27 protein-coding genes are annotated in these 21,928 nt (G+C 66.3%); 12 read left to right on the forward strand and 15 right to left on the reverse strand.

Annotated elements, in window-relative coordinates; genetic code table 11:
- Positions 1-40: 40 nt before the first annotated feature.
- A complete protein-coding gene (locus tag KQ307_RS11950) occupies positions 41-1,468 on the forward strand; it encodes an isochorismate synthase MenF (RefSeq protein ID WP_259702822.1) in 1,428 nt (475 codons plus the stop codon).
- On the opposite strand, the gene gshB is transcribed toward KQ307_RS11950, so the two are convergent.
- Both gshB and grxC read right to left on the reverse strand, forming a co-directional pair.
- A complete protein-coding gene (gshB, locus tag KQ307_RS11955) occupies positions 1,440-2,426 on the reverse strand; it encodes a glutathione synthase (protein ID WP_259728074.1) in 987 nt (328 codons plus the stop codon). The genes KQ307_RS11950 and gshB overlap by 29 nt on opposite strands.
- Positions 2,427-2,428: 2 nt before the next feature.
- Positions 2,429-2,692, reverse strand: coding sequence for a glutaredoxin 3 (grxC, locus tag KQ307_RS11960; RefSeq protein ID WP_259702820.1), 264 nt, complete (start codon positions 2,690-2,692; stop codon positions 2,429-2,431).
- 103 nt (positions 2,693-2,795) lie between these two features.
- On the opposite strand from grxC, the gene prfB reads away from it, so the two are divergent.
- From prfB to KQ307_RS11990, 6 genes are all read left to right on the forward strand, one after another.
- Positions 2,796-3,921 (forward strand): peptide chain release factor 2 gene (prfB, locus tag KQ307_RS11965; RefSeq protein WP_259702819.1). Its coding sequence is split into 2 segments (ribosomal slippage): positions 2,796-2,870 and positions 2,872-3,921, totalling 1,125 coding nucleotides; the frame shifts between segments, so codons are not numbered across the junction.
- A gap of 119 nt (positions 3,922-4,040) precedes the next feature.
- A complete protein-coding gene (locus KQ307_RS11970; protein ID WP_259728122.1) occupies positions 4,041-4,190 on the forward strand; it encodes a DUF3285 domain-containing protein in 150 nt (49 codons plus the stop codon).
- Positions 4,191-4,214: 24 nt separating this feature from the next.
- Positions 4,215-4,757, forward strand: a complete 543-nt coding sequence (ybeY, locus tag KQ307_RS11975; protein ID WP_259728075.1) for an rRNA maturation RNase YbeY — start codon at positions 4,215-4,217, stop codon at positions 4,755-4,757.
- A gap of 109 nt (positions 4,758-4,866) precedes the next feature.
- Entirely contained in the window at positions 4,867-5,277 is a 411-nt protein-coding gene (locus KQ307_RS11980) for a diacylglycerol kinase family protein (RefSeq protein ID WP_259702955.1), read from the forward strand.
- Between the two features lie 23 nt (positions 5,278-5,300).
- Entirely contained in the window at positions 5,301-5,897 is a 597-nt protein-coding gene (locus tag KQ307_RS11985; RefSeq protein WP_259702817.1) for an aminodeoxychorismate/anthranilate synthase component II, read from the forward strand.
- 86 nt (positions 5,898-5,983) lie between these two features.
- Entirely contained in the window at positions 5,984-6,706 is a 723-nt protein-coding gene (locus KQ307_RS11990; protein ID WP_399241709.1) for an MBL fold metallo-hydrolase, read from the forward strand.
- Between the two features lie 36 nt (positions 6,707-6,742).
- Here the strand turns inward: KQ307_RS11990 and hemN are convergent, their stop codons facing one another.
- A complete protein-coding gene (hemN, locus tag KQ307_RS11995; protein ID WP_259728077.1) occupies positions 6,743-8,161 on the reverse strand; it encodes an oxygen-independent coproporphyrinogen III oxidase in 1,419 nt (472 codons plus the stop codon).
- 97 nt (positions 8,162-8,258) lie between these two features.
- The gene (locus tag KQ307_RS12000) at positions 8,259-9,041 is read right to left on the reverse strand and encodes a biliverdin-producing heme oxygenase (RefSeq protein ID WP_259728078.1); all 783 of its coding nucleotides are present in this window, start codon (positions 9,039-9,041) and stop codon (positions 8,259-8,261) included.
- A gap of 80 nt (positions 9,042-9,121) precedes the next feature.
- On the opposite strand from KQ307_RS12000, the gene KQ307_RS12005 reads away from it, so the two are divergent.
- Together KQ307_RS12005 and KQ307_RS12010 are read left to right on the forward strand one after the other, a co-directional pair.
- Positions 9,122-9,502: a hypothetical protein gene (locus KQ307_RS12005; protein ID WP_259728079.1), complete on the forward strand. Its 381-nt coding sequence runs from the start codon at positions 9,122-9,124 to the stop codon at positions 9,500-9,502.
- A 236-nt stretch (positions 9,503-9,738) separates the two neighbouring features.
- Positions 9,739-10,038, forward strand: coding sequence for a Mo-dependent nitrogenase C-terminal domain-containing protein (locus KQ307_RS12010; protein WP_259702812.1), 300 nt, complete (start codon positions 9,739-9,741; stop codon positions 10,036-10,038).
- Between the two features lie 12 nt (positions 10,039-10,050).
- Here KQ307_RS12010 and KQ307_RS12015 read toward each other — a convergent pair whose 3' ends face one another.
- From KQ307_RS12015 to KQ307_RS12035, 5 genes are all read right to left on the reverse strand, one after another.
- Complete coding sequence (locus tag KQ307_RS12015) at positions 10,051-10,731, reverse strand: long-chain fatty aldehyde decarbonylase (RefSeq protein ID WP_259728080.1); 681 nt, start codon at positions 10,729-10,731, stop codon at positions 10,051-10,053.
- Positions 10,718-11,449, reverse strand: coding sequence for a hypothetical protein (locus KQ307_RS12020; protein ID WP_259728081.1), 732 nt, complete (start codon positions 11,447-11,449; stop codon positions 10,718-10,720). The genes KQ307_RS12015 and KQ307_RS12020 overlap by 14 nt, the downstream gene beginning before the upstream one ends.
- On the reverse strand, positions 11,446-12,240 hold the full coding sequence (locus KQ307_RS12025; RefSeq protein ID WP_399241711.1) for an acyl-CoA desaturase: 795 nt from the start codon (positions 12,238-12,240) through the stop codon (positions 11,446-11,448). Before KQ307_RS12025 ends, KQ307_RS12020 begins: the two co-directional genes overlap by 4 nt.
- A gap of 86 nt (positions 12,241-12,326) precedes the next feature.
- Positions 12,327-13,367 carry a magnesium-protoporphyrin IX monomethyl ester (oxidative) cyclase gene (gene acsF / locus KQ307_RS12030; protein WP_259728082.1) on the reverse strand — a complete coding sequence of 347 codons (1,041 nt, stop codon included), beginning with the start codon at positions 13,365-13,367 and terminating at the stop codon, positions 12,327-12,329.
- On the reverse strand, positions 13,364-13,501 hold the full coding sequence (locus KQ307_RS12035; protein WP_259728083.1) for a hypothetical protein: 138 nt from the start codon (positions 13,499-13,501) through the stop codon (positions 13,364-13,366). Before KQ307_RS12035 ends, acsF begins: the two co-directional genes overlap by 4 nt.
- 187 nt (positions 13,502-13,688) lie before the next feature.
- Here KQ307_RS12035 and KQ307_RS12040 point away from each other — a divergent pair, with 187 nt between their 5' ends.
- From KQ307_RS12040 to psbA, 3 genes are all read left to right on the forward strand, one after another.
- A complete protein-coding gene (locus KQ307_RS12040; RefSeq protein ID WP_259702806.1) occupies positions 13,689-13,994 on the forward strand; it encodes a helix-turn-helix transcriptional regulator in 306 nt (101 codons plus the stop codon).
- Entirely contained in the window at positions 13,995-14,636 is a 642-nt protein-coding gene (locus tag KQ307_RS12045) for a pentapeptide repeat-containing protein (protein ID WP_259728084.1), read from the forward strand.
- A 181-nt stretch (positions 14,637-14,817) separates the two neighbouring features.
- Positions 14,818-15,897, forward strand: coding sequence for a photosystem II q(b) protein (gene psbA / locus KQ307_RS12050; protein WP_259728085.1), 1,080 nt, complete (start codon positions 14,818-14,820; stop codon positions 15,895-15,897).
- A gap of 74 nt (positions 15,898-15,971) precedes the next feature.
- On the opposite strand, the gene KQ307_RS12055 is transcribed toward psbA, so the two are convergent.
- From KQ307_RS12055 to KQ307_RS12080, 6 genes are all read right to left on the reverse strand, one after another.
- Positions 15,972-16,484 carry a DUF1543 domain-containing protein gene (locus KQ307_RS12055; protein ID WP_259728086.1) on the reverse strand — a complete coding sequence of 171 codons (513 nt, stop codon included), beginning with the start codon at positions 16,482-16,484 and terminating at the stop codon, positions 15,972-15,974.
- A gap of 12 nt (positions 16,485-16,496) precedes the next feature.
- On the reverse strand, positions 16,497-17,828 hold the full coding sequence (locus KQ307_RS12060) for a SufS family cysteine desulfurase (RefSeq protein WP_259728087.1): 1,332 nt from the start codon (positions 17,826-17,828) through the stop codon (positions 16,497-16,499).
- 6 nt (positions 17,829-17,834) lie between these two features.
- Complete coding sequence (gene sufD / locus KQ307_RS12065) at positions 17,835-19,109, reverse strand: Fe-S cluster assembly protein SufD (RefSeq protein ID WP_399241712.1); 1,275 nt, start codon at positions 19,107-19,109, stop codon at positions 17,835-17,837.
- Between the two features lie 2 nt (positions 19,110-19,111).
- Positions 19,112-19,900, reverse strand: coding sequence for a Fe-S cluster assembly ATPase SufC (sufC, locus tag KQ307_RS12070; RefSeq protein ID WP_259702800.1), 789 nt, complete (start codon positions 19,898-19,900; stop codon positions 19,112-19,114).
- Between the two features lie 61 nt (positions 19,901-19,961).
- Positions 19,962-21,404, reverse strand: a complete 1,443-nt coding sequence (gene sufB / locus KQ307_RS12075; protein ID WP_259702799.1) for a Fe-S cluster assembly protein SufB — start codon at positions 21,402-21,404, stop codon at positions 19,962-19,964.
- Positions 21,405-21,409: 5 nt separating this feature from the next.
- Entirely contained in the window at positions 21,410-21,781 is a 372-nt protein-coding gene (locus tag KQ307_RS12080; protein WP_259728089.1) for a ferredoxin-thioredoxin reductase catalytic domain-containing protein, read from the reverse strand.
- Positions 21,782-21,928: the final 147 nt, after the last annotated feature.

A 21,928-nucleotide genomic window follows, 5' to 3' on the forward strand; every position in this document is an offset into this window, starting at 1 on the left:
ACATTTGAGCAGCCTTCACCCCCCGGGCCTGGCAACCGGCATGGTTTCCCCCTCCTTCAGCGAGCTTCTTGACGCCGCCGCCCGGGGGGGCCGGCAGCTGGAAGAGGAAGGCGTGCTGAGCCTCGCCCTGCCCCTGGGTGATTCAGCCGGAGTCCAACGGGGCGATCCCCTGGCCCTGTTGCCCCGGCTCGGGGCGGATCAGCGCTTCCGCTTCCTCTGGGATGGAGCTCCAGGTCTGTGCCTGGCCGCCTGCGGCACCACCCACAGCCTGGAGCTGAGCGGGCCAAAACGCTTCGAACTGGCCCAGCGCTTCAGCGCCGTGAGTCTCAGCCGCCTGGTGTCGGTGCCGCAGTTCTGCCCGCCCCTGGCCCGGCCGCGGATTCTGCTGGCCTTCTCCTTTTTCGACAGCCCCCTGCAGGAGCGGGGCCTCCAGGACGGCGCCGGGGTGGCCGGGGTGCAGGCGGTGCTGCCCCGCTGGCAACTGAGCCGCCAGGGCCGCCACTGCTGGTTGCGGTTGCAGCGCACCCTCGGCGGGGCGACCACCGCCCGTGCGGTGGCGGAAGAACTGTGGGAGCAGGCCCGTGCCCTCGAGCAACCCCTCGACCCTGCCGACCTGCCATCCGCCCTTGAGCGGGGGCCAGGCATCGCCAGCCGCTCCCGCTGGGAACCCGGCTACCGCCAGGCGGTGCAACAGGCTCTGGAGCTGATCGAAGCCGGTTCCCTGCGCAAGCTGGTGCTGGCCGTTCGCCAGCGGCTGCAGCTGGATCGCCCCCTCGACCCGCTCGAACTGCTCCGCCATCTGCGCCTGCACCAGCCCGGCAGCTGCCGCTTTCTGTGGCAGCAACGGCCCGGCGAGGCCCTGATCGGTGCCTCGCCGGAGCGCTTGCTGGCGGTTCGCCAGGGCCAGCTCCGCAGCGATGCCCTCGCCGGCACCGCACCGCTCGGCGAACCGGCTGAGGGGCTGACCGCTTCAGGCAAAGATCGCCACGAACACGAGCTGGTGGTGGAAACCATCACCCAGGTGCTCGCGGAAGCGGGGTTGGCGCCGCGCCGTCCACGCCATCCCCGGCTGGCGCGGCACGGCCAGCTGGTGCATCTGCACACGCCGATCACAGCGATGCTGGGGGAGCAGCAACCGTTGGCCCTGGCCGCGGCCCTCCATCCCACCCCTGCTGTGGCGGGGCTGCCTCGGCGCGAGGCGATGGCCTGGCTGCGCAGCCTCGAAGTGTTCGAACGGGGCCATTACGCCGCCCCGATCGGCTGGATCGACAGCGCCGGTGACGCCGAACTGCGGGTGGCGATCCGCAGTGGACGCCTGTGCGGCGATCAACTGGATCTCACCGCCGGGGCGGGCCTGGTGCGGGGCTCCCATCCGGAGCGGGAACTCCAGGAGGTGGCCCTGAAGCTGGGGGTGTTGCAACAGCAGCTCAACCTGCCACTCAGTCCTTCAGTAAACGCTCCATGGTGAGATCAGCCAGGGGGATGCCACCCAGCCGCTCGATCTCCCGCACACCGGTGGGACTGGTCACGTTGATTTCACTGAGGCGTCCATCGATCACATCGATGCCCACGAAGAACAGGCCCGCTGCCTGAAGGGCAGGCGCCAGCTCGGAGCAGATCCGCCGCTCCTGATCACTCAGTTCGGTTCGCTCAGGTTCACCTCCCACCGCCAGGTTGCTGCGGAACTCACCGGCCGCCGGCCGGCGATTGATCGCCCCGATCGGCTCGCCGTTCACCAGCAGGATGCGCTTGTCGCCCTCACGGACCGCCGGCAGGAACGCCTGCACCATCACCGGCATCTGCTGCTGCTGGGTGACCAGCTCCAGCAGGGCCGCCAGGCCTGGCGCCGCGGCATCGGTGCGCACCACTCCCTGGCCAGCCCGTCCCCCCAGGGGCTTGAGCACCACGGCACCGTGGCGGGCCGTGAAGGCCGCCAGTTGCTCGACGCTGCTGGCCACCAGGGTGGGGGCCATCAGATGGCTGAACCGGAGCGAACCCAGCTTTTCGTTCCAGGCCCGCAGGGCAGCGGGGCGGTTCAGGACCCGCACCCCCCGTCGCTCGGCCAACTCGAGCAGGTGGGTGGCATAGAGGTAGGCCTCATCCACCGGGGGGTCCTTGCGCATCCAGACCCGCGGGAAGTGATGCAGCGGCAAGACCGTTGCCTCGCCGAGCTCCAGCCAGGGGTCGGGCACCTGCCAGCCATCGGCGGTGGGCTGGATGGCGGCGAGGCTGATCGGCTGAGCGCGCACCAGGGCCTCGGCGCCGGCGGCAGCCAGATCAGCCGGCGTGCAGGCCCACACCTGCTGACCGGCCCGCTGGGCGGCCTGCATCAAAGCCACGCTGGAATCCTTGGACGGCCGGAGCCGGCTGATCGGATCAACGATGAACAACTGGGGTTCGCGAACCCCGGCGGAGCCGACCGCCACCGTCAGGCACCCTGCAACAGGGGATCGAGGCGGCCGGTGCGCTCCAGGCCGTGGAGCTCATCACAGCCGCCGATGGCGAGATTGTCGATGAAGATCTGGGGAACGCTGGTGCGCCCCCCCGCTCGCTCGCCCATCGCCGCCCGCGCCGCATTGTCGCCGTCGATGGCGTACTCCTCGTAGTTCACCCCCTTGCGGTCGAGCAGGGCCTTGGCACGGATGCAGAAGGGGCAGAACCGCCAGGTGTAGATCTCAACTTTCACAGCCATGTTGGCCGCCATTCCGCCTGCCCGTTTCAGTGGAGTCATCCTAGGAGTGACCTGGCAGCGCACCCACTGGTAGCGTCGATTCCATCCTGTTCTGCTCTGCACGGTGCTCGATCTCACCGATTTCAAGCGCGACCTCTCCGAGCTCACCGACCGCCTGGGCCATGCCCAGGACTGTCTTTGACGTACCAGCCCTGAACGCCCGCCAGCAGGACCTGGAGCAGCTGGCCTCCCAGCCAGGCTTCTGGGACGACCAGCAGCAGGCCCAGAAGCAGATGCGCCAGCTCGATGAGGTGAAAGCTCAGCTGGAGCAGCTGGGCCACTGGCGGCAGGCGATCGATGATGGCCAGGCCACCCTTGAGCTCTACGGCCTCGAACCCGACGAAGACCTGCTCGGCGAAGCCAATGACGGCCTGCAGAAACTCAAGGGGGACCTGGACCGCTGGGAACTGGAGCGCCTGCTCAGCGGCCTCTACGACAAGGAGGGCGCCGTGATCTCGATCAACGCCGGCGCCGGCGGCACCGACGCCCAGGACTGGGCGCTGATGCTGATGCGCATGTACACGCGCTGGGCCGAAGACCACGGCATGAAGGTGAGCGTGGATGAGCTCTCGGAAGGGGAGGAAGCGGGCATCAAGAGCTGCACGATCGAGATCGACGGCCGCTACGCCTACGGCTACCTGCGCAACGAAAAGGGCACCCACCGGCTGGTGCGGATTTCGCCCTTCAACGCCAACGACAAGCGCCAGACCAGCTTCGCGGGGGTGGAGGTGATGCCAAAGCTCGATGAAGACGTGAAGCTCGACATCCCCGACAAGGACCTGGAGATCACCACCTCCCGCTCCGGCGGCGCCGGCGGCCAGAACGTCAACAAGGTGGAAACGGCGGTGCGCATCCTGCATGTGCCCACCGGCCTGGCGGTGCGCTGCACCCAGGAGCGCTCTCAGCTCCAGAACAAGGAGAAGGCGATGGCGCTGCTGATGGCCAAGCTGCTGGTGATCGCCCAAGAGCAGCGCGCCTCCGAGATCGCCGACATCCGCGGCGACATCGTGGAAGCCGCCTGGGGCAACCAGATCCGCAATTACGTGTTCCACCCTTATCAGATGGTCAAGGATCTGCGCACCGCCGTGGAAACCACCGATGTGCAGGGGGTGATGGATGGCGACCTCGATCCCTTCATCCAGGCGCTGCTGCGCCAGGGTGTGGAGATCGCCGCCGATGAGGCCGCCTGAGCCCCATGGATCCCCTGATGGCCAAGCCCCCGATGCCTGACAGCAGCCCCACGGACGACCGCAGCACTCCCGCTGCCGGTACGGCCGCGCCTGCTGCCAGCCCCGCCGCGCCCGCGCCGGTGCCGCCGCCCAGCTTCGTGAAACTGGCCATGCGCAACATGGTGCGCAAGGGGCGCCAGAGCCTGCTGCACTTCGGTCTCACCGCCGTCGGCTTCAGCGGGCTGCTCTTCCTGCTGGCCTGGTTCGGGCGCCCCACACTGCCGCAATGAGCCGCCCCTGATGAGCCTGCCCAGATGAATCCGATCCCTCTCGATCTGGCCTTCTCGGTGGACGAGGGCCTGGACCCGGCCCTGCTGGGCAGCGCCACCAGCTATGGCGATCCCCTGGCCGGGGCAGCCCTCTGGGAGGGGCTGCTCGGCCGTTGGCTGCGGGAGCTGGAAGCCGACCTGCCGGCCGCGCTGCGGGCTCCTGGCTACAGCCTGGGGCTGAGCCTCTGCGGCGACGCCGGGATCGCCGAGCTGAATGGCCGCTGGCGCCAGATGGAGGGGCCAACGGACGTGCTGGCCTTTGCCGCCGCGGACGACGCCGGTGTTGGAGCGCCGCCGATGCCGAGGCCTGTGCAAGCCGAACCGGAGCCGCTGGAGCTCGGCGACATCGTGATCTCCGTGGAAACAGCCAGCCGCCAGGCCGCAGGAGCTGGCCAGCCGCTGGAGTGGGAGCTGGCCTGGCTGGCCAGCCATGGCCTGCTTCACCTGCTCGGCTGGGATCATCCAACCGAAGCCCGCCTCAGGGAAATGCTGGATCGCCAGGAGCACCTGCTGAGCTGTGCGCACTGACGGACATACGGGTCAGGACCGGGAATCGGCGGTAGCCTCGGGTCCAGGCTCGAAAGCTCGTCCGGTGACATCGCTTTCTCCATCCCATCAGGTCCCCCTCGTCGACGACATGCAGCCGCGAGGCCGGGGCCGCCGCAGTGGGGCCTGGCGGGTGGCCGGCGATCTTCCGCTCAGCTTTCGCTACGCCCTTCAGGGCTTGGCCCATGGGTTTCTCACCCAGCGCAATTTCCGCATCCATGTGGTGGTGGGTGCGCTCACATTCAGCCTGGGGCTCTGGTTGCACCTGAGCCCCGACCGTCTGGCCGTGCTGGTGCTCACGGTCACAGCCGTACTGGTGCTCGAGTTGCTCAATACGGCGATCGAGTCGGTGGTGGATCTGGCGATCGGCCGCCGTTTCCATCCCCTGGCCCGGATTGCCAAGGATTGCGCCGCCGCCGCTGTGCTGGTGGCTGCCCTGGCTTCCGTGGTGATCGCTCTGCTGCTGCTGGTTCCTCCCCTGCTGCTGCTGCTTGGCCTTTGATGGGCCAGCGCACCAATCCATGAATGCTGCTTGTTCTCGACAACTACGACAGCTTCACCTTCAACCTGGTCCAGTACCTGGGTGAACTGGCCACTCAGCATCCCCTGGCCGCCCAGCTGCAGGTGGTCCGCAACGATGCGCTTTCCCTCGATCAGATCAGGTCACTGGATCCAGGCGCCATCCTGATTTCACCAGGCCCCGGCGACCCCGATCAGGCAGGAATCTGCCTTGAGGTGATCCGGGAGCTCGGACCGACTGTGCCGATTCTGGGCGTCTGCCTCGGCCACCAGTGCCTGGCCCAGGTGTTCGGCGGCCGGGTGGTGCGGGCAGCGGAACTGATGCACGGCAAAACCTCGCCGGTGCTGCATGGCGGTGAGGGGGTGTTCGCCGGGTTGCCCAGCCCGCTCACCGCAACCCGCTATCACAGCCTGATCGCCGAACGGGAGAGTCTGCCCAGCTGCCTGGAGATCACCGCCTGGCTGGAAGATGGCACGATCATGGGCCTGCGTCATCGTGACCATCCCCTCCTGGAAGGGGTCCAGTTCCACCCGGAGAGCGTGCTCACGGAGTGTGGTCATCAGTTGCTGGCCAATTTCCTGGCCCAGGCGGACCGTTGCTAGGTTCGCGCCACTCCAGGCGCCGAACGGGCGCAGCAGCGCCCATGGCCTCCGTCGCCAAGCCCCCGGCCTTCTCCAAGCTCGCGCTCATGGTCGGGCTGACCGGGGCCTCAGCCACGCTGATCACCGCTGTGGGGCTGGCTGATCCCAGGCCGGCTCTGGCCAGCGGTGGGGTGACGATCACCAGCTACGGCCATGGCGCGCTGCTGATCCAGGGTGGTGGCGCCACGGTGCTGCTGAATCCGTTCAAAGCAGTGGCCTGCGCAGCCGGTCTGGCCGAGCCAAGGGTCAAGGCTGATGTGATCCTGGCCAGCAGTCGTCTCCCCGATGAGGGGGCAGCGGTGGCCAGCGGCCCTCTGCTGGTCACACCGGGGTCGTACCGGGTGGCCGGCTTGAAGCTGGAAGGCGTTGCCATTCCCCATGACCGTTTCGGCGGCCGCCGCTTCGGGCAAGCCACTGCATGGCGTTGGAAACAGGGCGGACTTGAGTTCGCCCATCTCGGTGGCACCGCAGCGACACTCCGCCCGGAAGACCGGGTGCTGTTCGGCCGGCCCGATGTGCTGGTGATCGGGGTCGGTGGGGGAGCCAAGGTGTACACAGGCGTCGAGGCCGCCGCCGTGGTGCGTGAGCTTCAGCCGCGCCGGGTGATCCCGGTGCAGTACGTGAGTGGCAAGCTGCCGCCCCAATGCGACCAGGGCAGCGTTCAACCCTTCCTCGAAGCCATGGCCGGCGCCCCCGTGCAGCGTCCTGGCCGCACCCTCAGCCTGGCCGCCCCCCTGAGCGATGCCACCACGATCCAGGTGATGCGCTGAAAACCTGCCGAGGCTGAATGGATTGCCCAGATCCGTTCAGATCAATCGGGAACCGCTCGCCCGCAGCCGTTGCCGCGGATCGAACACCGCCGCGATCGTGCGGATCAACCAGCGTCCCTCCGTGCTGACGCGGAAGCCATTCGCCTCCAGCTGCAGCAGCCCATCGGCCTGCAGCGCCTGCAGATCGGCCCACTCGGCGGCAAAGCGCAGCGGACCGTTCAGCGGCTCAACCGTGGCCTCGCTGTCTCTGTCGTGGCCGGCCTCAGCGTCGCCGCCAAGCCGAGCGAAATCAACGCGAAAATCGCACATCAAGCGCTGAATGATGCGGCGGCGCAGCCGTTCCTCCGGATCCCGCACCACCAGCCCCCGCTCCACCGGCAGCAGGCCGGCGTCGAGCGCCGCCAGATAGGCCCTCAGATCGCGATGGTTCTGGCTGAACAGGCTGGGGTACTGGCTGATCGCCGTGACACCGATCGCCAGCAGATCCAGCTCCCCACCGGTGGTGTAGCCCTGGAAATTGCGGTGCAGGCGGCCGGCCCGGGCCGCCACCGCCAGGCTGTCGTCGGCCAGGGCGAAGTGGTCCATGCCGATCGCCTCATAGCCACCGCTGGTGAAGGCGTCATAGGCGCCCTGCAACATCTGCACCCGCTGGCGCTGGCTGGGCAGATCTTCAGCAGAGATCTTGCGCTGCAGCGGCAGTTGCTCGGGCAGGTAGGCGAAGCTGAACAGCGACACCCGATCCGGCCGCAGCTCCTCCACCAGGGCGATCGTGGCGGCGAAGCGCGCCGGCGTCTGCAGCGGCAGGCCGCAGATCAGATCCACGTTCACGCTCTCGAAGCCCGCCTCCCGCATCCAGCCCATCGCCCGCCGCAGCTGATCGGGCGGCATGATCCGGTTCACCGCTGCCTGCACGTCAGGATCGGCGTCCTGAATGCCGAAGCTGATGCGGTTGAAGCCGAGCTGGCGCAGGCCCAGCACCTCGGCGCGGCTGAGAAATTCCGGATTCAACTCGATCGAGGCTTCCAGGTTGGGGTCCAAGTCGAAGTGGCGGGCGATCAGCGCCCACAGCTCCGCCTGCTCCGCCACGCTCAGGTAGTTGGGGGTGCCGCCGCCCCAGTGCAGCTGAGCGAGGCGGCGGCGCTGACCGGCCGCCTGCTGGATCAGCTCCAGCTCCCGGCCCAGGGCCTGCAGGTAAGGGCCCACCACCTTCGAGCCGGCCTGGGTGGTGATCCGGTTGCAGCCGCAATACCAGCAGGCATGGCGGCAGAAGGGGATGTGCACATAGAGAGAGAGGGGCTCGCTGCTGGGCCGGGCCAGCTCCGCCGCCAGCTCGCTGGGGCCCACAGCGGGGTGGAAGCTGATGGCGGTGGGGTAGCTGGTGTAGCGGGGCACGGGCTTGTCGTGCTTCAGCAGCAGCTGCAGCGGGTCGAGGCGGGCAGGCGCGGTGCTGGGCATGGGACGGCAGGAGGGGCAGGAGATGGGGGAGGGGGTGATGCGGGGAGGGGGTGACGCGGGGCGGGGCTGGCGGAAGCCGAGGCGGTTGGCGGGACGCTCAGGCCGCGGCCAGATCGCCCAGTTCGGCCAGCAGGCGCTGGGTGTCCTGAAAGGCCACCACCGCTTCATCCAGCAGGTCGCCTTCTTCCGCCTCACTCAGATCGAGTTGCTCGAAGGCGTCGTGCAGGGCGGCCTTGAGCAGCGGCAGCGGCTGATCGAAGGCCCAGAACCGCACCGCCGGCAGACCGTGGGCCGCCAGGATGGCATTGGCTTGTTGGGCCAGCTGCTGACCGCCGGAGAGGTCGCCGCCATAGCGCACGTACACATGGGCCAGGAAGCGGTGCGGGGCCTGCTGGGCCAGGGCCTGCAGATGCGCGAGCCAGAGGGCGGCAGCGGCGGAGCTCGGGGTGGCAGGGGCCGACGCCAGGGCTGCCGCATCGGCGGCGAGGGCGGCGCTGCGGGCCAGGGCCGCCCAGGGGAAATCGATCGCCCCGAGCGCCGCGGCCAGCTCGGGGCCCCGCTGCTCGATCAGGGCGTAGCCCGGACCCAGGGCACGGATCAGGGCCGCCAGTTGCAGAGGCGTGGCCTGACCATCGAGCAGGGCACGCGAGAACGCCATGCCTTCGGCCTGGTGGTGGGCGGCGCCGATGCGGGCATGCAGACGCCGCACCCGCGGGCCGAAGCCCTGGCGGGCCACCAGGTCAGCGGGGCTGGCATGGCCTGAGAGGGGTCCAGGCAGGGAGGTGGATTCGAGGTGGAAGACCGAAGCGGGGCCCGGGCTGGGGACAGCGGCGGGATGCGTGGTGGTCATGGTGAAGACAACCGGGGCGGGGCCGGGCACGGGCTGAACCAGCTAACGGTATCGCGCTACCGTTATGACGTTCTTCCGTCGTTGCGATTTCGTTGCAACGTTCAGCGCCCATGGCTGCCACCACCTCCGAGTCCCTGACCACCTCCCCCTCCAGCCCCCTGACCGCCGCCACCCACCCGATGCCGATGCTGCTGGCTCCCAGCGGCCAGCTCAGCGACGACGGCCAGCTGCGGGAGCTGATCGCCGAGCGGCGCGACCGCCAGGGGGCCAGCGTGGAGCTCTGGCACCTGCGGCCGGCACTGCTGGCGGCACTGCTCCCGGAGCTCGCTCCGGGTCTGGAAGCAGTGGTGGCCGGCGATCCAGCCGTGATCACCTGGCTGCAGCTGCGCTTCGGCGGCACGGTGAGCTCCGCCCGGCTGGATCCCCAGCAGCTCCACAACCGGGCCGGAGGCCTGCCGCCGCGGGCGCCTCTGGCAGCGGTGACGCTCTGACGCCCGAGGCATCGGCCCCACCCGTGCAGGGCACTCTCTGGGCCGCACCCCAGCGCCCTCTCTTTCGCTGCCCTCAGTTCAGGGCCTCCTTCAGGTCCTCCACACCGAGGTGTCCGGCGCGACAGCCGGGCCCTCAGGGCCGTTCGAAGGTTGAAGGTGTTTCTGGTTCGCGCCGGATCCCGCCGAACACCAACAGAGCCACCATTTTCTGCTCCCGCTTGCCTGGGGCTGCACCCATGACCCACAGCCCTCTACGGGGAACCAGCCCTGGAGCTCTGATCGATCGGCTCCGCCACTGGCTTGATGGCATCGGGCCGCGATCGCTGCTGCTTGCCCGCCTGTTGGTGCGACTGATCCCGGCCCGCTGCCCATTCGAGCGCAACGTGGTGATCGCCGGCCACAGGCTGCTGCACATCCCACCGCTCTGCCGGATCAACCCCCTGTTCGACCAGCTGATGGCGCTGCGCTTCCGCGCCCTCTGCCGCCTGGAGGCCCAGCACCATCGCCGCCCGCAGGCCCGGCGCCAACCCACTTAAGCAACGGCAAGCTCAGGGACAGGCCAGCGCCGCCAGACGTGCTGCCAGGCGGTTGGCCTGGCGTGGGGTGAAACCGACCGCCTCCAGAGCCGAGCCGAAGCAGCCCATGAATTCCCCCACCAGCGCGGCGGGATCGATGCCGATCGCCTCCAGATCGCTGTGGACCTCCCGCAGCATCGTCATCGCCACCGGCACCACCCGCTCGCACCAGCTGGTGATCGACGCCGCCACAGCGGGAAAACGGGCGGCCAGCTGACGCTCGCCGTAGTCGAGGTGTTCGGCCTCATCGGCGAGCACCGCCGCGGTGATCGGTGCGGCGTAGGCATCAGCCACCGGCAGGTAGCAGCGGTAGGCGGCCACAGCGAAGCTTTCCACGATCAGGCACTGGATCACCAGCGCCCCCACCGAGTCCGCGGTGCTGAATGCCTCATCGAAGAGCCCGTGCAGCGACGCGAACAGCCGCCGCGCCAGGGGCAGATCAGGGCGGACAGCGAGCTGGCGGCCACAACCCACGAAATCAACGGCATGGCGGCCCTCCATCGCGGCCAGGCGCCGCAGCTCCTCGCCGTCTTCAGGCAGCATCTGGGCCAGCTTGCGAAAGTGGCGATCGGCCAGGCCCTCGCCCACGATCACGAGGCCGTTGATGCGCCCGTAGGCGTCGCGGTAAGCGGGGGTGAGTTCAGGAACGGGCATGGGCGCCTCCGGTGACGGGAACGGGATCAACCAGCAGCGGCTCGTTCATGGCGGCGCGGGCCGCCAGCCAGCGGTCTGAGGCGGGCATGGTCAGGCAGTCGTCGAACCAGGGGCCGCCCAGGGTGTAGTGCAGGATCTTCGGCGTGGCCGGCAGTGGCTGCACCCCCACCAGCACGTTCCATTCCGGCGGCAGGGCGCCGATCTCCCCATCCGCCAGCCAGTGGAACTGGTGCAGCTCCAGGCCTGAGGCGGTGTTCACGTAAGCCGGCGTGAGCGTCGTGCAGCGCGCGCAGTTGAACAGCAGCACCGACGACCAGTTCTTGCGGCCATAGGGCGTCTGGGGCATCCCCTGGAACTTCAGCCCCTCTGCGCAGACGTGCTGGTGCTTCACCAGCTGCACCGCATAGCGCTCGTCGCGCAGGGCCCAGAGCTCGGCGAGATCCGCCAGGCAGAGCATGTCGGCGTCGATGAACAGGGCCCAGCCGCAGTAACCCGCCAGCCAGGGCACCAGAAAGCGGCTGAAGGAGAACTCGGTGCTCTGGCGTGGATCGCGCTTGCGCTGATAGACCCCCGCCAGCTGATCGAGCCGCAGCTGGCCGATCAGCAGCGGCAGGCTGGAGCAGGCCTGCAACGAATCGGCGAGCACGTTCACCGCCACCCGCTCGCGCGGGTCGTAGCCGATGAACAGGCGCGGAATGTCGGCGATGGCATCCGTCATGGCGAACAGGGCCGCAGCGGTGAAGCGAGACGGATGCGATCAGCCAGCCCCAGGCGATGCAGCAGGCGGATGTGCCACCAGGTGACATCGATTTCCCACCAGCGGAACCCCATCCGGGCACTGCTGGGAAAGGCGTGATGGTTGTTGTGCCAGCCCTCACCGAACGTGAGCAGGGCCACCCACCAGTTGTTACGGGATTGATCACCGCTGGGATAGCTCACGTAGCCCCAGCGGTGAGTGGCGGAATTCACCATCCAGGTGGCGTGGTACACCAGCACCAGGCGCAGAGGGATCCCCCACAGCACCAGGGCCAGTCCGCCGGCACCGGTTGCCTCTCCGAGCCACCAGAGCAGAACGGCCAGGGGCACCTGCAGGAGCAGGAAGTTCCGGTTCAGCCAGCGGTAGTAACGGTTGCGCTGCAGATCCGGCGTGAGCATCACCACCTGACGCTTGGCGGGCACGTCCTTGAGCATCCAGCCGAAATGGCTCCACCAGAAACCCAGATGGCTGTTGTGGTGATCAGCCGGGTCGTCGGAGTGGAGATGATGGTGACGGTGCAGACCGGCCCAGTCGATCGGGCCGTGCTGACAGCTCAGCGTGCCGCAGGTGATGATCACGGCCTCCAGCCAGGCCGGCACCCGAAAGGCGCGGTGAGCCAGCAGACGGTGATAACCCAGCGTGACGCCCACGCAGGCGGTGAGCCAGTAGAGAACAACCAACACCAACACCGCCATGGGGCTCCAGAAGCCCGGCAGGAGTGCCACCAGCGCCAGGGCGTGAATCGCCACCATGAAGGCCACCGTGGCCAGGCTGGTGGGCAGATCCGCTGGAATCACAGGCACGGCTGCCGGGATCGAAGGGGAAACGGACGCGCTGGTCATCCCCCCTCCGCCGGCACCATCGGCTGGCAGAACTGACGCACCAGCAGCCCGGCAAAGCGCAGCTTCAGGCCCAGCTGCCGCAGCAGCGCGCCCCGCTCCGCCTTGGCCGCCTGGATCTGCTGGAAGCAGCTCACCAGCTGATCGCGCAGCTCCAGGAAATGGCCCTGCTCGAGGTCGAACACCCAGGGGAAGGCGCGGCGGGCGGTGCGGTTGGTCTGGCGCATCACCTCGGCATCGAAGCAACGTGGATCCATGCCCAGCAGGCGGTAGAAATCGCCCCGCTCACACACAGTGAGGCTATGGGTGAGAAACACCGACCAGAGAAAGAAACGGCTGAGCAGCCGGCCGCGCAGGCCCTGTTTGAGAGCGGGCCAGCAGCGAATCAGCAGGTTGAAGATGTCGCCGTGACGGTTCTCGTCCTGGCACCAGGGCTCGAAGAAATCGAACAGCGGCGCGAAGGCGTTGTCGGGATGGGCCTTGAGGTGCCGGTCGATCAGGATGTAACGCCAGTAGCCGATCTTCTCGGACAGAAACACCGAATACAGCACCCAGCTGAGCGGGAACCAGGTGATCGGCCGCTTGGTGCTCAGCTTGGGCAGATCGAGCTCGATGCCCTCCGCCACCAGCGCCCGGTTGAGGAAACCGGCATGGCGGGCCTCGTCGCGGGCCATCAGCTGGAACAGCCGGCCCAGCTCCTGGCGTTCGGCCTGAAACAGGCGGCGGGAGAGCTCCTTGAACAGCAGGAAGCCGGAGAACTCCGACACGCACGAGCGCACCAGATAGCTCTCGTAGGCGGTCTTGGCGTCGGGGCTCAGATCGCCCAGGCGGTCGAGCGGGGCCTTGCGGTCGAAGTGGTCGCGGTTGTGGTCGGCCTCCATCTCGGCGAGCATCGCCTCGAAGGCGGGCCGCTGCTGCTCCAGGTCGGTGCGGGCGGCCTTGTCGATCTCGGTGGTGTAGAAGCGGGGCGTGAGCAGGTCTTCGCGCAGGTGCGGGGCGGCGGGGGTGGCGGCGGCCGACTGGCTGATGGTGGCGGTCATCGGGGGGCGCTCAGGGTGAAGGAAGGGCCGGCGGCATGGACGCGGGCGTCGATCAGCCGCCTGAGCAGGGCTTCGATCGGCCCTGGGTCTGGCGCCTTAAAGGTCGGCCCGACCGGCGGGCAGGGCACCGACATCAGAAACATTGATCAACGCTATAACGACATCATGATGTTAGCAGGCAACGACGCCACGTAGCTGCTGCTGCAATCCGGATGTCCGGCCTGGTGTTGAAGGGTATCCGTTTTGCTCAATGCCATCTCTGTAACGCGATAGCAGGTTAGTATCGGCATCTGATTTCATCGATTCTGATCGCCCTTGCCCATGGAGGCCCTCGCCGACTATTTCAAGGTCTTCTCAGAGCCAAACCGCCTGGCTGTCCTTGATGCCCTGCGCGGCGGCGCTCTCAACGTCACCGCCGTGGTGGAGCGCACCGGGCTGAGCCAGGCGCTTGTCTCCAAGCATCTGAAGCTCCTCACGATCGCTGGAGTGGTGAGACGGCGCCCCGAAGGCAGCCTGGTGTTCTACGAGGTGATCGACAAAGGGGTGTTCCGGCTGATCCTGCAAGGCGACAAGCTGCTGCTGGCCACCCGTCGCCAGCAGCTAGACGCTCTCGTTGCCATTCTCTGAGTGTCTACGGCTTCTCTCGCCGAGCTGCGGCAGGCCCTGGCAGCGGGTGAGCGCTCCTTCCCAGCCCTCTTGATGAATGGGATCGATGTTGGCGGTCTGAATCTTGCCGACTGCGACCTCAGCTGTGGCTCGTTTCAGGAATCCCGCTTCGGCCACGCCAACCTCAGCGGCGCCCTGCTGGCGGGCTGCCGCTTTCAGCGGGCCCTGGTCTGGGGTGCGGACCTCTCCGGGGTGCGTGCTGCCTGGTCCTTCTGGCACGAGGCCGACCTCTCCGGCTCTCGGCTGCAGCAGGCCGATTTCGGCGGCGCGCTGATGCACCGCTGTTGCCTCCGGGGCGTGGTGGCAGCCGGCAGCCACTGGCAGGGAGCCTGCCTGGTGGAAGCCGACTTCCGCTCCGGCCTCGACCAGCTCACCGACCTCGGAGGAGCCGACTTCAGTCGCGCCGATCTGAGCTTCGCCAGCTTCGGCGGCACCCAGCTGCATGGAGCCAAACTGACCGGAGCCTGCCTCTACGGGGCCGACCTGCGCCAGGCCGATCTGCGCCAGAGCGACCTGCGTGGTTGCGACCTGCGCGACACCCAGCTCGACGGGGCCCAGCTGGAGGGAGCCCAACTGGAGGGCGCCCAGCTCAATTCCCCTTAACACTCAGGCTCACGGGCAGCGAAGCTGGCCTGGCAAGCTTTGGGCAGAATTGCCTACGAACCGGACAACCCATTAAGCCTGTATTCCGTTAGCGTTGTATCGGGATAGGCGGCAAGACATTTCGCTGATCGTTCCAGCGGCTCCGTCCTTCCCCGATCCCTCGTTCCATGCTCTCCCTGTCATGACGACTCGTTCCCTCGCTCTCTCCAGGAGCAACCCGTGGGATGCCTTCAAAGGTTGGGTGACCAGCACCGAGAACCGCCTCTACGTGGGCTGGTTCGGCGTGCTGATGATCCCCACCCTGCTGGCGGCAACGACCTGCTTCCTGATCGCCTTCATCGGCGCTCCTCCCGTCGACATCGATGGCATCCGCGAACCTGTCTCCGGCGGCCTGCTCTACGGCAACAACATCATCACCGCAGCCGTGGTGCCCTCCAGCAATGCCATCGGCCTCCACTTCTACCCGATCTGGGCCGCTTCCAGCCTGGATGAATGGCTCTACAACGGCGGCCCCTATCAATTGATCATCTTTCACTTCCTGATCGGCATCTTCTGCTGGATGGGACGTGAATGGGAGCTGAGCTATCGCCTGGGAATGCGCCCCTGGATCGCCGTCGCCTACTCCGCGCCGGTAGCCGCCGCCACCGCTGTGCTGCTGGTGTATTCAGTCGGCCAGGGCTCCTTCTCCGACGGCATGCCGCTGGGCATCTCCGGCACCTTCAACTTCATGCTGGTGCTGCAGGCAGAGCACAATGTGCTGATGCACCCCTTCCACATGCTCGGCGTGACCGGTGTGTTCGGCGGCGCCCTGTTCGCCGCGATGCATGGTTCCCTGGTAACGAGCTCCCTGGTGCGGGAGAGCACCGAAACCGAATCACTGAACAACGGCTACAAGTTCGGCCAGGAAGAGGAGACCTACAACATCGTGGCCGCCCATGGCTACTTCGGTCGCCTGATCTTCCAGTACGCCTCCTTCAACAACAGCCGCAGCCTCCACTTCCTGCTGGCTGCCTGGCCGGTGGTGGGGATCTGGTTCGCGGCCCTGGCGGTGGCCAGCTTCTCGTTCAACCTCAACGGCCTCAACTTCAACCATTCGGTGATGGATCACCAGGGTCGGGTGATCAACACCTGGGCCGATGTGCTCAACCGCGGCGGCCTGGGCATCGAAGCGATGCACGAGCGCAACGTTCACAACTTCCCGCTCGATCTGGCCAGCTCCGCCAGCACCCCCGTGGCGTTGCGCACACCTGTGATCGGTTAGTGAGCCTTTGAAGCTCATCCAGCCGATTCCGCTTCGCTCAGCAACCTGAGCAGAAAAACCTGAACAGGCCCCTCTCAGGCGCGATCGATCAGCCGGTACCCGTACCAATCCGGCACCAGAGGCTCCGCAGCGGCGCTGGAATCAGCACTCAGATGCAGGTGCCAGCCCGCCACCGACTCCAGGGCCAGGCAGTCATCAACGGCACGAAGATCATCCGTGTGGGCCTGATCAGCCCCCAGCAGCCATTGACGCTTCGCCCGTGCCCTGGCGGCCCGGGGGCTGCCGGCCACGATGAGGCCAAAGGCATGGAGTTCCGCCATCTGCCTGGGGTCATAGGCCCCCATGTTCACGAACCAGAGCCGCTCGGACCCCGCAAAGGGCTCCCGCCGGAGGCTCACCCGGTGGCCATCCGCCCGCTCCACCGCCACATAGCTGTCGAGGTGCAGGCCCCGGCGCCGTCCGAACCACTGCTCCCGCAGGGCCGGGAAAGTGGCCTCGATCGCCTCGCCCACCACAAAACGCACGTCGTGGAGCTCGATGTTGCAACCGGCCGTGCGACCGCCCAAAACCACCAGAAACAGCCGCACCTGCGGTGACCCTCAGGCGTGTTGCCGCAGGAAGGCCACACTGCTCTCCAGCTCATCGGCGAAGCGATCGATCTCCTCGAACGTGGTGGTGAAACTGAGGCTGGCGCGGGCCGAAGCGCTGATGCCGTAATGGCGATGAAGCGGCTGGGTGCAGTGATGACCACTGCGGATGCAGATGCCACTGGCATCAAGCAGTGCCGCCAGATCATTGGCATGGAGTCCATCGACGGTGAAGGCCGCCAGGGCGCCACGGTCGGGCTGCTGCTCAGGACTGGGGCCCAGCAGACGCAGGCCTTCGATCGCCTGCAGACGCTCGAACAGGCGGCCAGTGAGTTGCTGCTCCCAGGCGTGGATCCGCTCCAGGCCCAGGGCGCTGAGATAGTCGAGCGCCGCGCCCATGCCGACGGCCTCACCGATCGCCGGGGTGCCTGCCTCGAACTTGTGGGGGAGTTCAGCCCAGGTGCTGGTCTCGAGAAAAACGTCCTGGATCATTTCACCGCCACCGAGAAAGGGCGGCATCGCCTCCAGCAACGCTTCCCGGGCCCAGAGGAAGCCCATGCCGGTGGGGCCACAGAGCTTGTGGGAGGAGCCCACCAGAAAATCAGCGCCCAGCTGGGCCACATTCACCGGCAGATGTGGCAGGCTCTGGCAGGCGTCCACCAGCAGCAGGGCGCCAGCGTCGTGGGCCAGCTTCGCCACCGCCGCGATCGGATTGAGGCAACCCAGGGTGTTGCTGATCTGAACCAGGCTCACCAACCGGGTGCGCTTGCCGAGCTTGGCTTCAAGGTCGGCAAGATCGAGCTCTCCGGATTCACTCAGACCGACATGGCGAAGCACCGCCCCGGTGCGGGCCGCCAGCAGTTGCCAGGGAACCAGATTGCTGTGGTGCTCCATCACCGAAAGCAGGATCTCGTCGCCAGGACGGATGACCGCATCACCCCAGCTGCGGGCCACGAGGTTGATCGCCTCGCTGGCGTTGCGGGTGAACACGATCTCGCGCGGCGTGGCGGCACCGATGAAGCTGGCCGCCTTGGCGCGGGCCCCTTCGAAGGCGTCGGTGGCGCGGGCACTGAGCTGGTGGGCGCCGCGGTGCACGTTGGCGTTGTCCCGGCTGTAGTAGGTGTGCAGGGCTTCCAGCACCTGACGGGGCTTCTGGCTGGTGGCGGCGTGATCGAGATAGATCAGCGGCTGACCGAGGCATCCCTGCTGGGCGAGCAAGGGAAAATCCGGCCGGGTCTGGGCGGCCAGGGAGCCCACCGGCTCAGCGGGCCGTCTGGTCTCGGCCTCCAGGCACTGCTCCAACCGAGGTGCCGTGGGCGGCTGGCTGGGGAGAGCGGTTGTCATCGGTGATCAAGCCTCCACCATCAAGCGTTGCAGGGGATTCCAGACGGCGGCAGCAGCGGGAAAATCCCGCAACACCTCCTGGCAAAAGCCCCGCCTCAGCAGGCGGGAGGCCGTCGCCGCGTCGATGCCCCGACTCTGAAGGTAGAAGAGCTGATCGGCCTGCAGCCGGCTCACGGTGGCGCCGTGGGTGCAGCGCACGTCGTCGGCAACGATCTCCAGCTGCGGCTTGGTGTCGATGCGGGCCTGATCGGAGAGCAGCAGGTTGCGACTGAGCTGATTGGCATTGGTGCGCTGGGCCTGCCGCGGTACAGCCACGGCACCGTTGAACACACTGTGGCCCTGATCAGCGGCGATGGCCTTGTGCAGTTGCTCCAGAGCGCCATCCGGGCCGAGAAACCTCACCTGGCTGTGGGTATCGGCCAACTGATCCCGCTCAGCCAGCTGCAGCGCCTTCAGCTCGGTGTGGGCTGCACCATCGCGCTGGGTGATGCGGGGCTCGAAGCGTGACAGAGCCCAACCCCGGCTGGCCATGACCGAGCGGAACCGGCTTTCACTGGCCTGCTCCACCGCCAGGTGCCCCAGAAAACAGGCTTCCGCCTCGCCGAGGGCCAGCAGGCCATGGAGCAAGTGGGCCTGCCTGCCGAGCTGGGCCTCCACCACCAGGCTGCTCAGGCTGGCCCCGGAGCCAAGCTGAACCTGAAGCACCTCCAGGCTGGCCTTCTCCTCGAGCAGCAGCAGCACCCGCACCGGTCGAAGGGTGTGCTGGGCATCGGCCACGCAGACCAGCTCCAGCGTTTCGGCGATCACTCCGCTGACCCGCAGGGCCAGGCAATGGCTGACGGTGGCCTGATTGAGCTCCACCGGCCAGTGCTGCTCGCAATCGCAGCCGGCCAGGCTGCGGCCCAGGGCCTGATGCAGTTCGTCGGAGCTGAGCCGACTCAGCCCGGGGGGAAGGGTCTGACCGGCCAGAGGGTCGCTGCGGCCATCGAGCCAGAGCCGCAGGCTTCCCGGCGCCGGCGCCGGCCAGCCAGCCGACGGCAAGGAGGAGCCGACCGCGGCTGTGAGCGGGTTGAGGCTGAGCGGATCGAGAGCTTTGAGAGGGGTCAGGTCGGTGAATCGCCAATCTTCCTGGTGGCGGGATGGGAGCGACTGGCGGATCAGCGCCTCCCGCCCCCGCACCTGGACGGCCTCAAGCTCACCGCTGGGGACGGGCAGATGGCTCAGCAGGCGCCTGGCCCAGGCGTCGTCGACGGCCCTGTCCGCAAGTCTGGATGAGACCACCATCAAGCCACCTCGAGAACGGCCAACTCCTGGTCCACCCAGTCGTAACCGCGTTCTTCAAGTTCCAGGGCCAGCTCCTTGCCACCGGTGCGCAGGATCCGTCCCGCCGCCATCACGTGAACGAAATCAGGGGTGATCACATCCAGCAGCCGTTGATAGTGGGTGATCAACAGGGTGGCATTGTCAGGCGTGGCCAGCTGGTTCACGCCACCGGCCACGATCCGCAGAGCATCGATATCAAGACCGGAATCGGTTTCGTCAAGGATCGCCACCACCGGCTCCAGCAGAGCCATCTGGAGAATTTCGTTTCGCTTTTTCTCTCCACCGGAGAAACCCTCATTGACACTGCGCTCCAGAAAAGCGGCATCCATCTGAACCACCTTGAGGCGATCGCGAACAACATCCTCAAAAGCGAAGGTGTCGAGCTCCTCCTTGCCCAGCTCGCCACGGCGGGCGTTGGTGGCCACCCGCAGAAACTCCAGATTGCTCACACCAGGAATTTCGACCGGATACTGAAAGCCGAGGAACAGACCGATGCGGGCCCGTTGCTCCGGATCCAGATCCAGCAGATCGCTGCCCCGGTAACGAACGCTGCCGGCAGTGACGCTGTAGGCGGGATGGCCGGCGAGCACCTTCGAGAGAGTGCTCTTACCACTGCCGTTGCGCCCCATGACGGCGTGGATCTCGCCGGCACGGATGCTGAGATTCACCCCTTTGAGAATCGGCTGGTCGGCAACCGTGGCATGGAGATCAACAATGTCGAGCAGCAGGTCGGCGTCGGGGCGGATCACAGGAAAACGGGAAGAGGAACGAAAAAACTCAGAGAGAAAAAGAAACGGAGATCCAGGACGCTCAGCCCACCGAGCCTTCAAGCTTCAGTGCCAGCAACTTGTCGGCCTCGGCGGCGAACTCCATCGGCAGTTGGTTGAAGACATCGCGGCAGAAGCCACTCACCATCATCGATACTGCCTCCTCGAAACCGATACCGCGACTCTGGAGGTAGAAAAGCTGGTCGGCGGAGATCCGGCAGGTGCTGGCTTCATGCTCAACCGTGGACTCGGGCTGTTGGGAGCGGATGTAGGGATAGGTGTTGGCAGCGGCCTGATCACCGATCAACATCGAATCACACTGGCTGTAATTCTTCGCTCCCACGGCCTTCGGGCCGATCTGGACAAGGCCTCGGTAGCTGTTGGAAGAATGGCCGGCGCTGATCCCCTTGCTCACGATCGTGGAGCGCGTGCGGGGGCCCACATGAATCATCTTGGTGCCGGTATCAGCCTGTTGGCGATTGTTCGTGAGAGCAACTGAATAAAATTCCCCGACCGAGTCTGCTCCCTGCAGAACACAGCTTGGATATTTCCAGGTGATCGCCGAGCCGGTTTCCACCTGGGTCCAGCTGATCTTGCTGCGATCGCCACGACAGTGGCCGCGCTTGGTCACGAAATTGTAGATTCCACCCTTACCGGATTCATCACCGGCGTACCAGTTCTGAACAGTTGAATACTTGATTGAGGCATCATCGAGCGCCACCAGTTCCACCACGGCCGCATGGAGCTGGTTGGTGTCGAACATCGGGGCGGTGCATCCCTCCAGATAACTGACCGAGGCCCCTTCTTCGGCAATGATCAAGGTGCGTTCAAATTGTCCGGTATCACCAGAATTGATTCGAAAATAGGTGGAAAGTTCCATCGGGCATTCGACACCCTTTGGAATGAATACAAAGGAGCCATCACTGAACACAGCAGAATTGAGAGCCGTGAAATAATTGTCGCTGGCGGGTACAACCGAGCCGAGATAGCGCTCGATCAACTCGGGGTGGTCCTTCACCGCTTCACTGATCGAGCAGAACACCACGCCGTGCTCAGCCAGCTTTTCGCGATAGGTGGTGGCAATCGAAACACTGTCGAAGACTGCGTCCACCGCCACATTGCTGAGTCGCTTCTGCTCACTCAGGGGAATCCCTAACTTTTCGAAGGTTTCGAGCAGCTTGGGATCCACCTCATCGAGGCTGGCTTTCTTCTCCTGCTGCTTGGGTGCGGCGTAATAGATGATGTTCTGATAATCGATTTCCGGGTGGTTCACCGCAGCCCACTGGGGTTCCTCCATCCGCAGCCATTGCCTGAAAGCCTTGAGGCGAAATGCCAGCAAAAAAGCTGGTTCGTTCTTCTTGGCTGAAATCAGACGCACAACATCTTCACTGAGGCCCTTGTCAATCTTCTCGGTTTCAATATCGGTAACGAAGCCGTATTGATAAGGCTTGCTGACAAGATCACTGACAGTGGAGGTGGTGCTCATGGGCCTCAGGGGGTGGAACCGGCGGTGTGGGTGCGAATCTCATCGAGGCTGATGCTCTGGGTATCACCCCGGAAGGGATTTTCTTCGGTGAGGAAGAGCATGCAGTGACATTCCTTGCGCTCGCGCATCGGAACACAGGGGCAGTTCCAGAAGGCCTGTGAAACCTCAGCTTCCTTGTCTTCGTAGTGGCGGCAAGGGCAGAGGGCACCGCCCAGTTGCTCCTTGTGGCGGGCCAGACCTTCAAGCACCACGGCCGTCACCCCTGGATCACTGCAGAAAAAAGTGCCTGTGCGCTGGGCATAGGTTTCGGCGAATTTCCGGATGACCTCCAGGCTTTCGGTGGATGGAGCCGCCGCAGCGGAGGGAGCATCGGACATGGGTTGAACTGGGGAGAGGAAACCGCTGCCATTGTGAGGATGACGGCGCCACCGGAGAACCGTCAAAATCGGTGATGCCGGCAGGCCGCAAATAACGAAACACTGTAGTTTCGTTATCTGGACAGCCTAAGGCACCGATGTCGGTGC

The sequence above is a fragment of the Synechococcus sp. CS-1326 genome, assembly GCF_025128115.1.
In the GTDB taxonomy this organism is placed as follows: domain Bacteria; phylum Cyanobacteriota; class Cyanobacteriia; order PCC-6307; family Cyanobiaceae; genus Regnicoccus.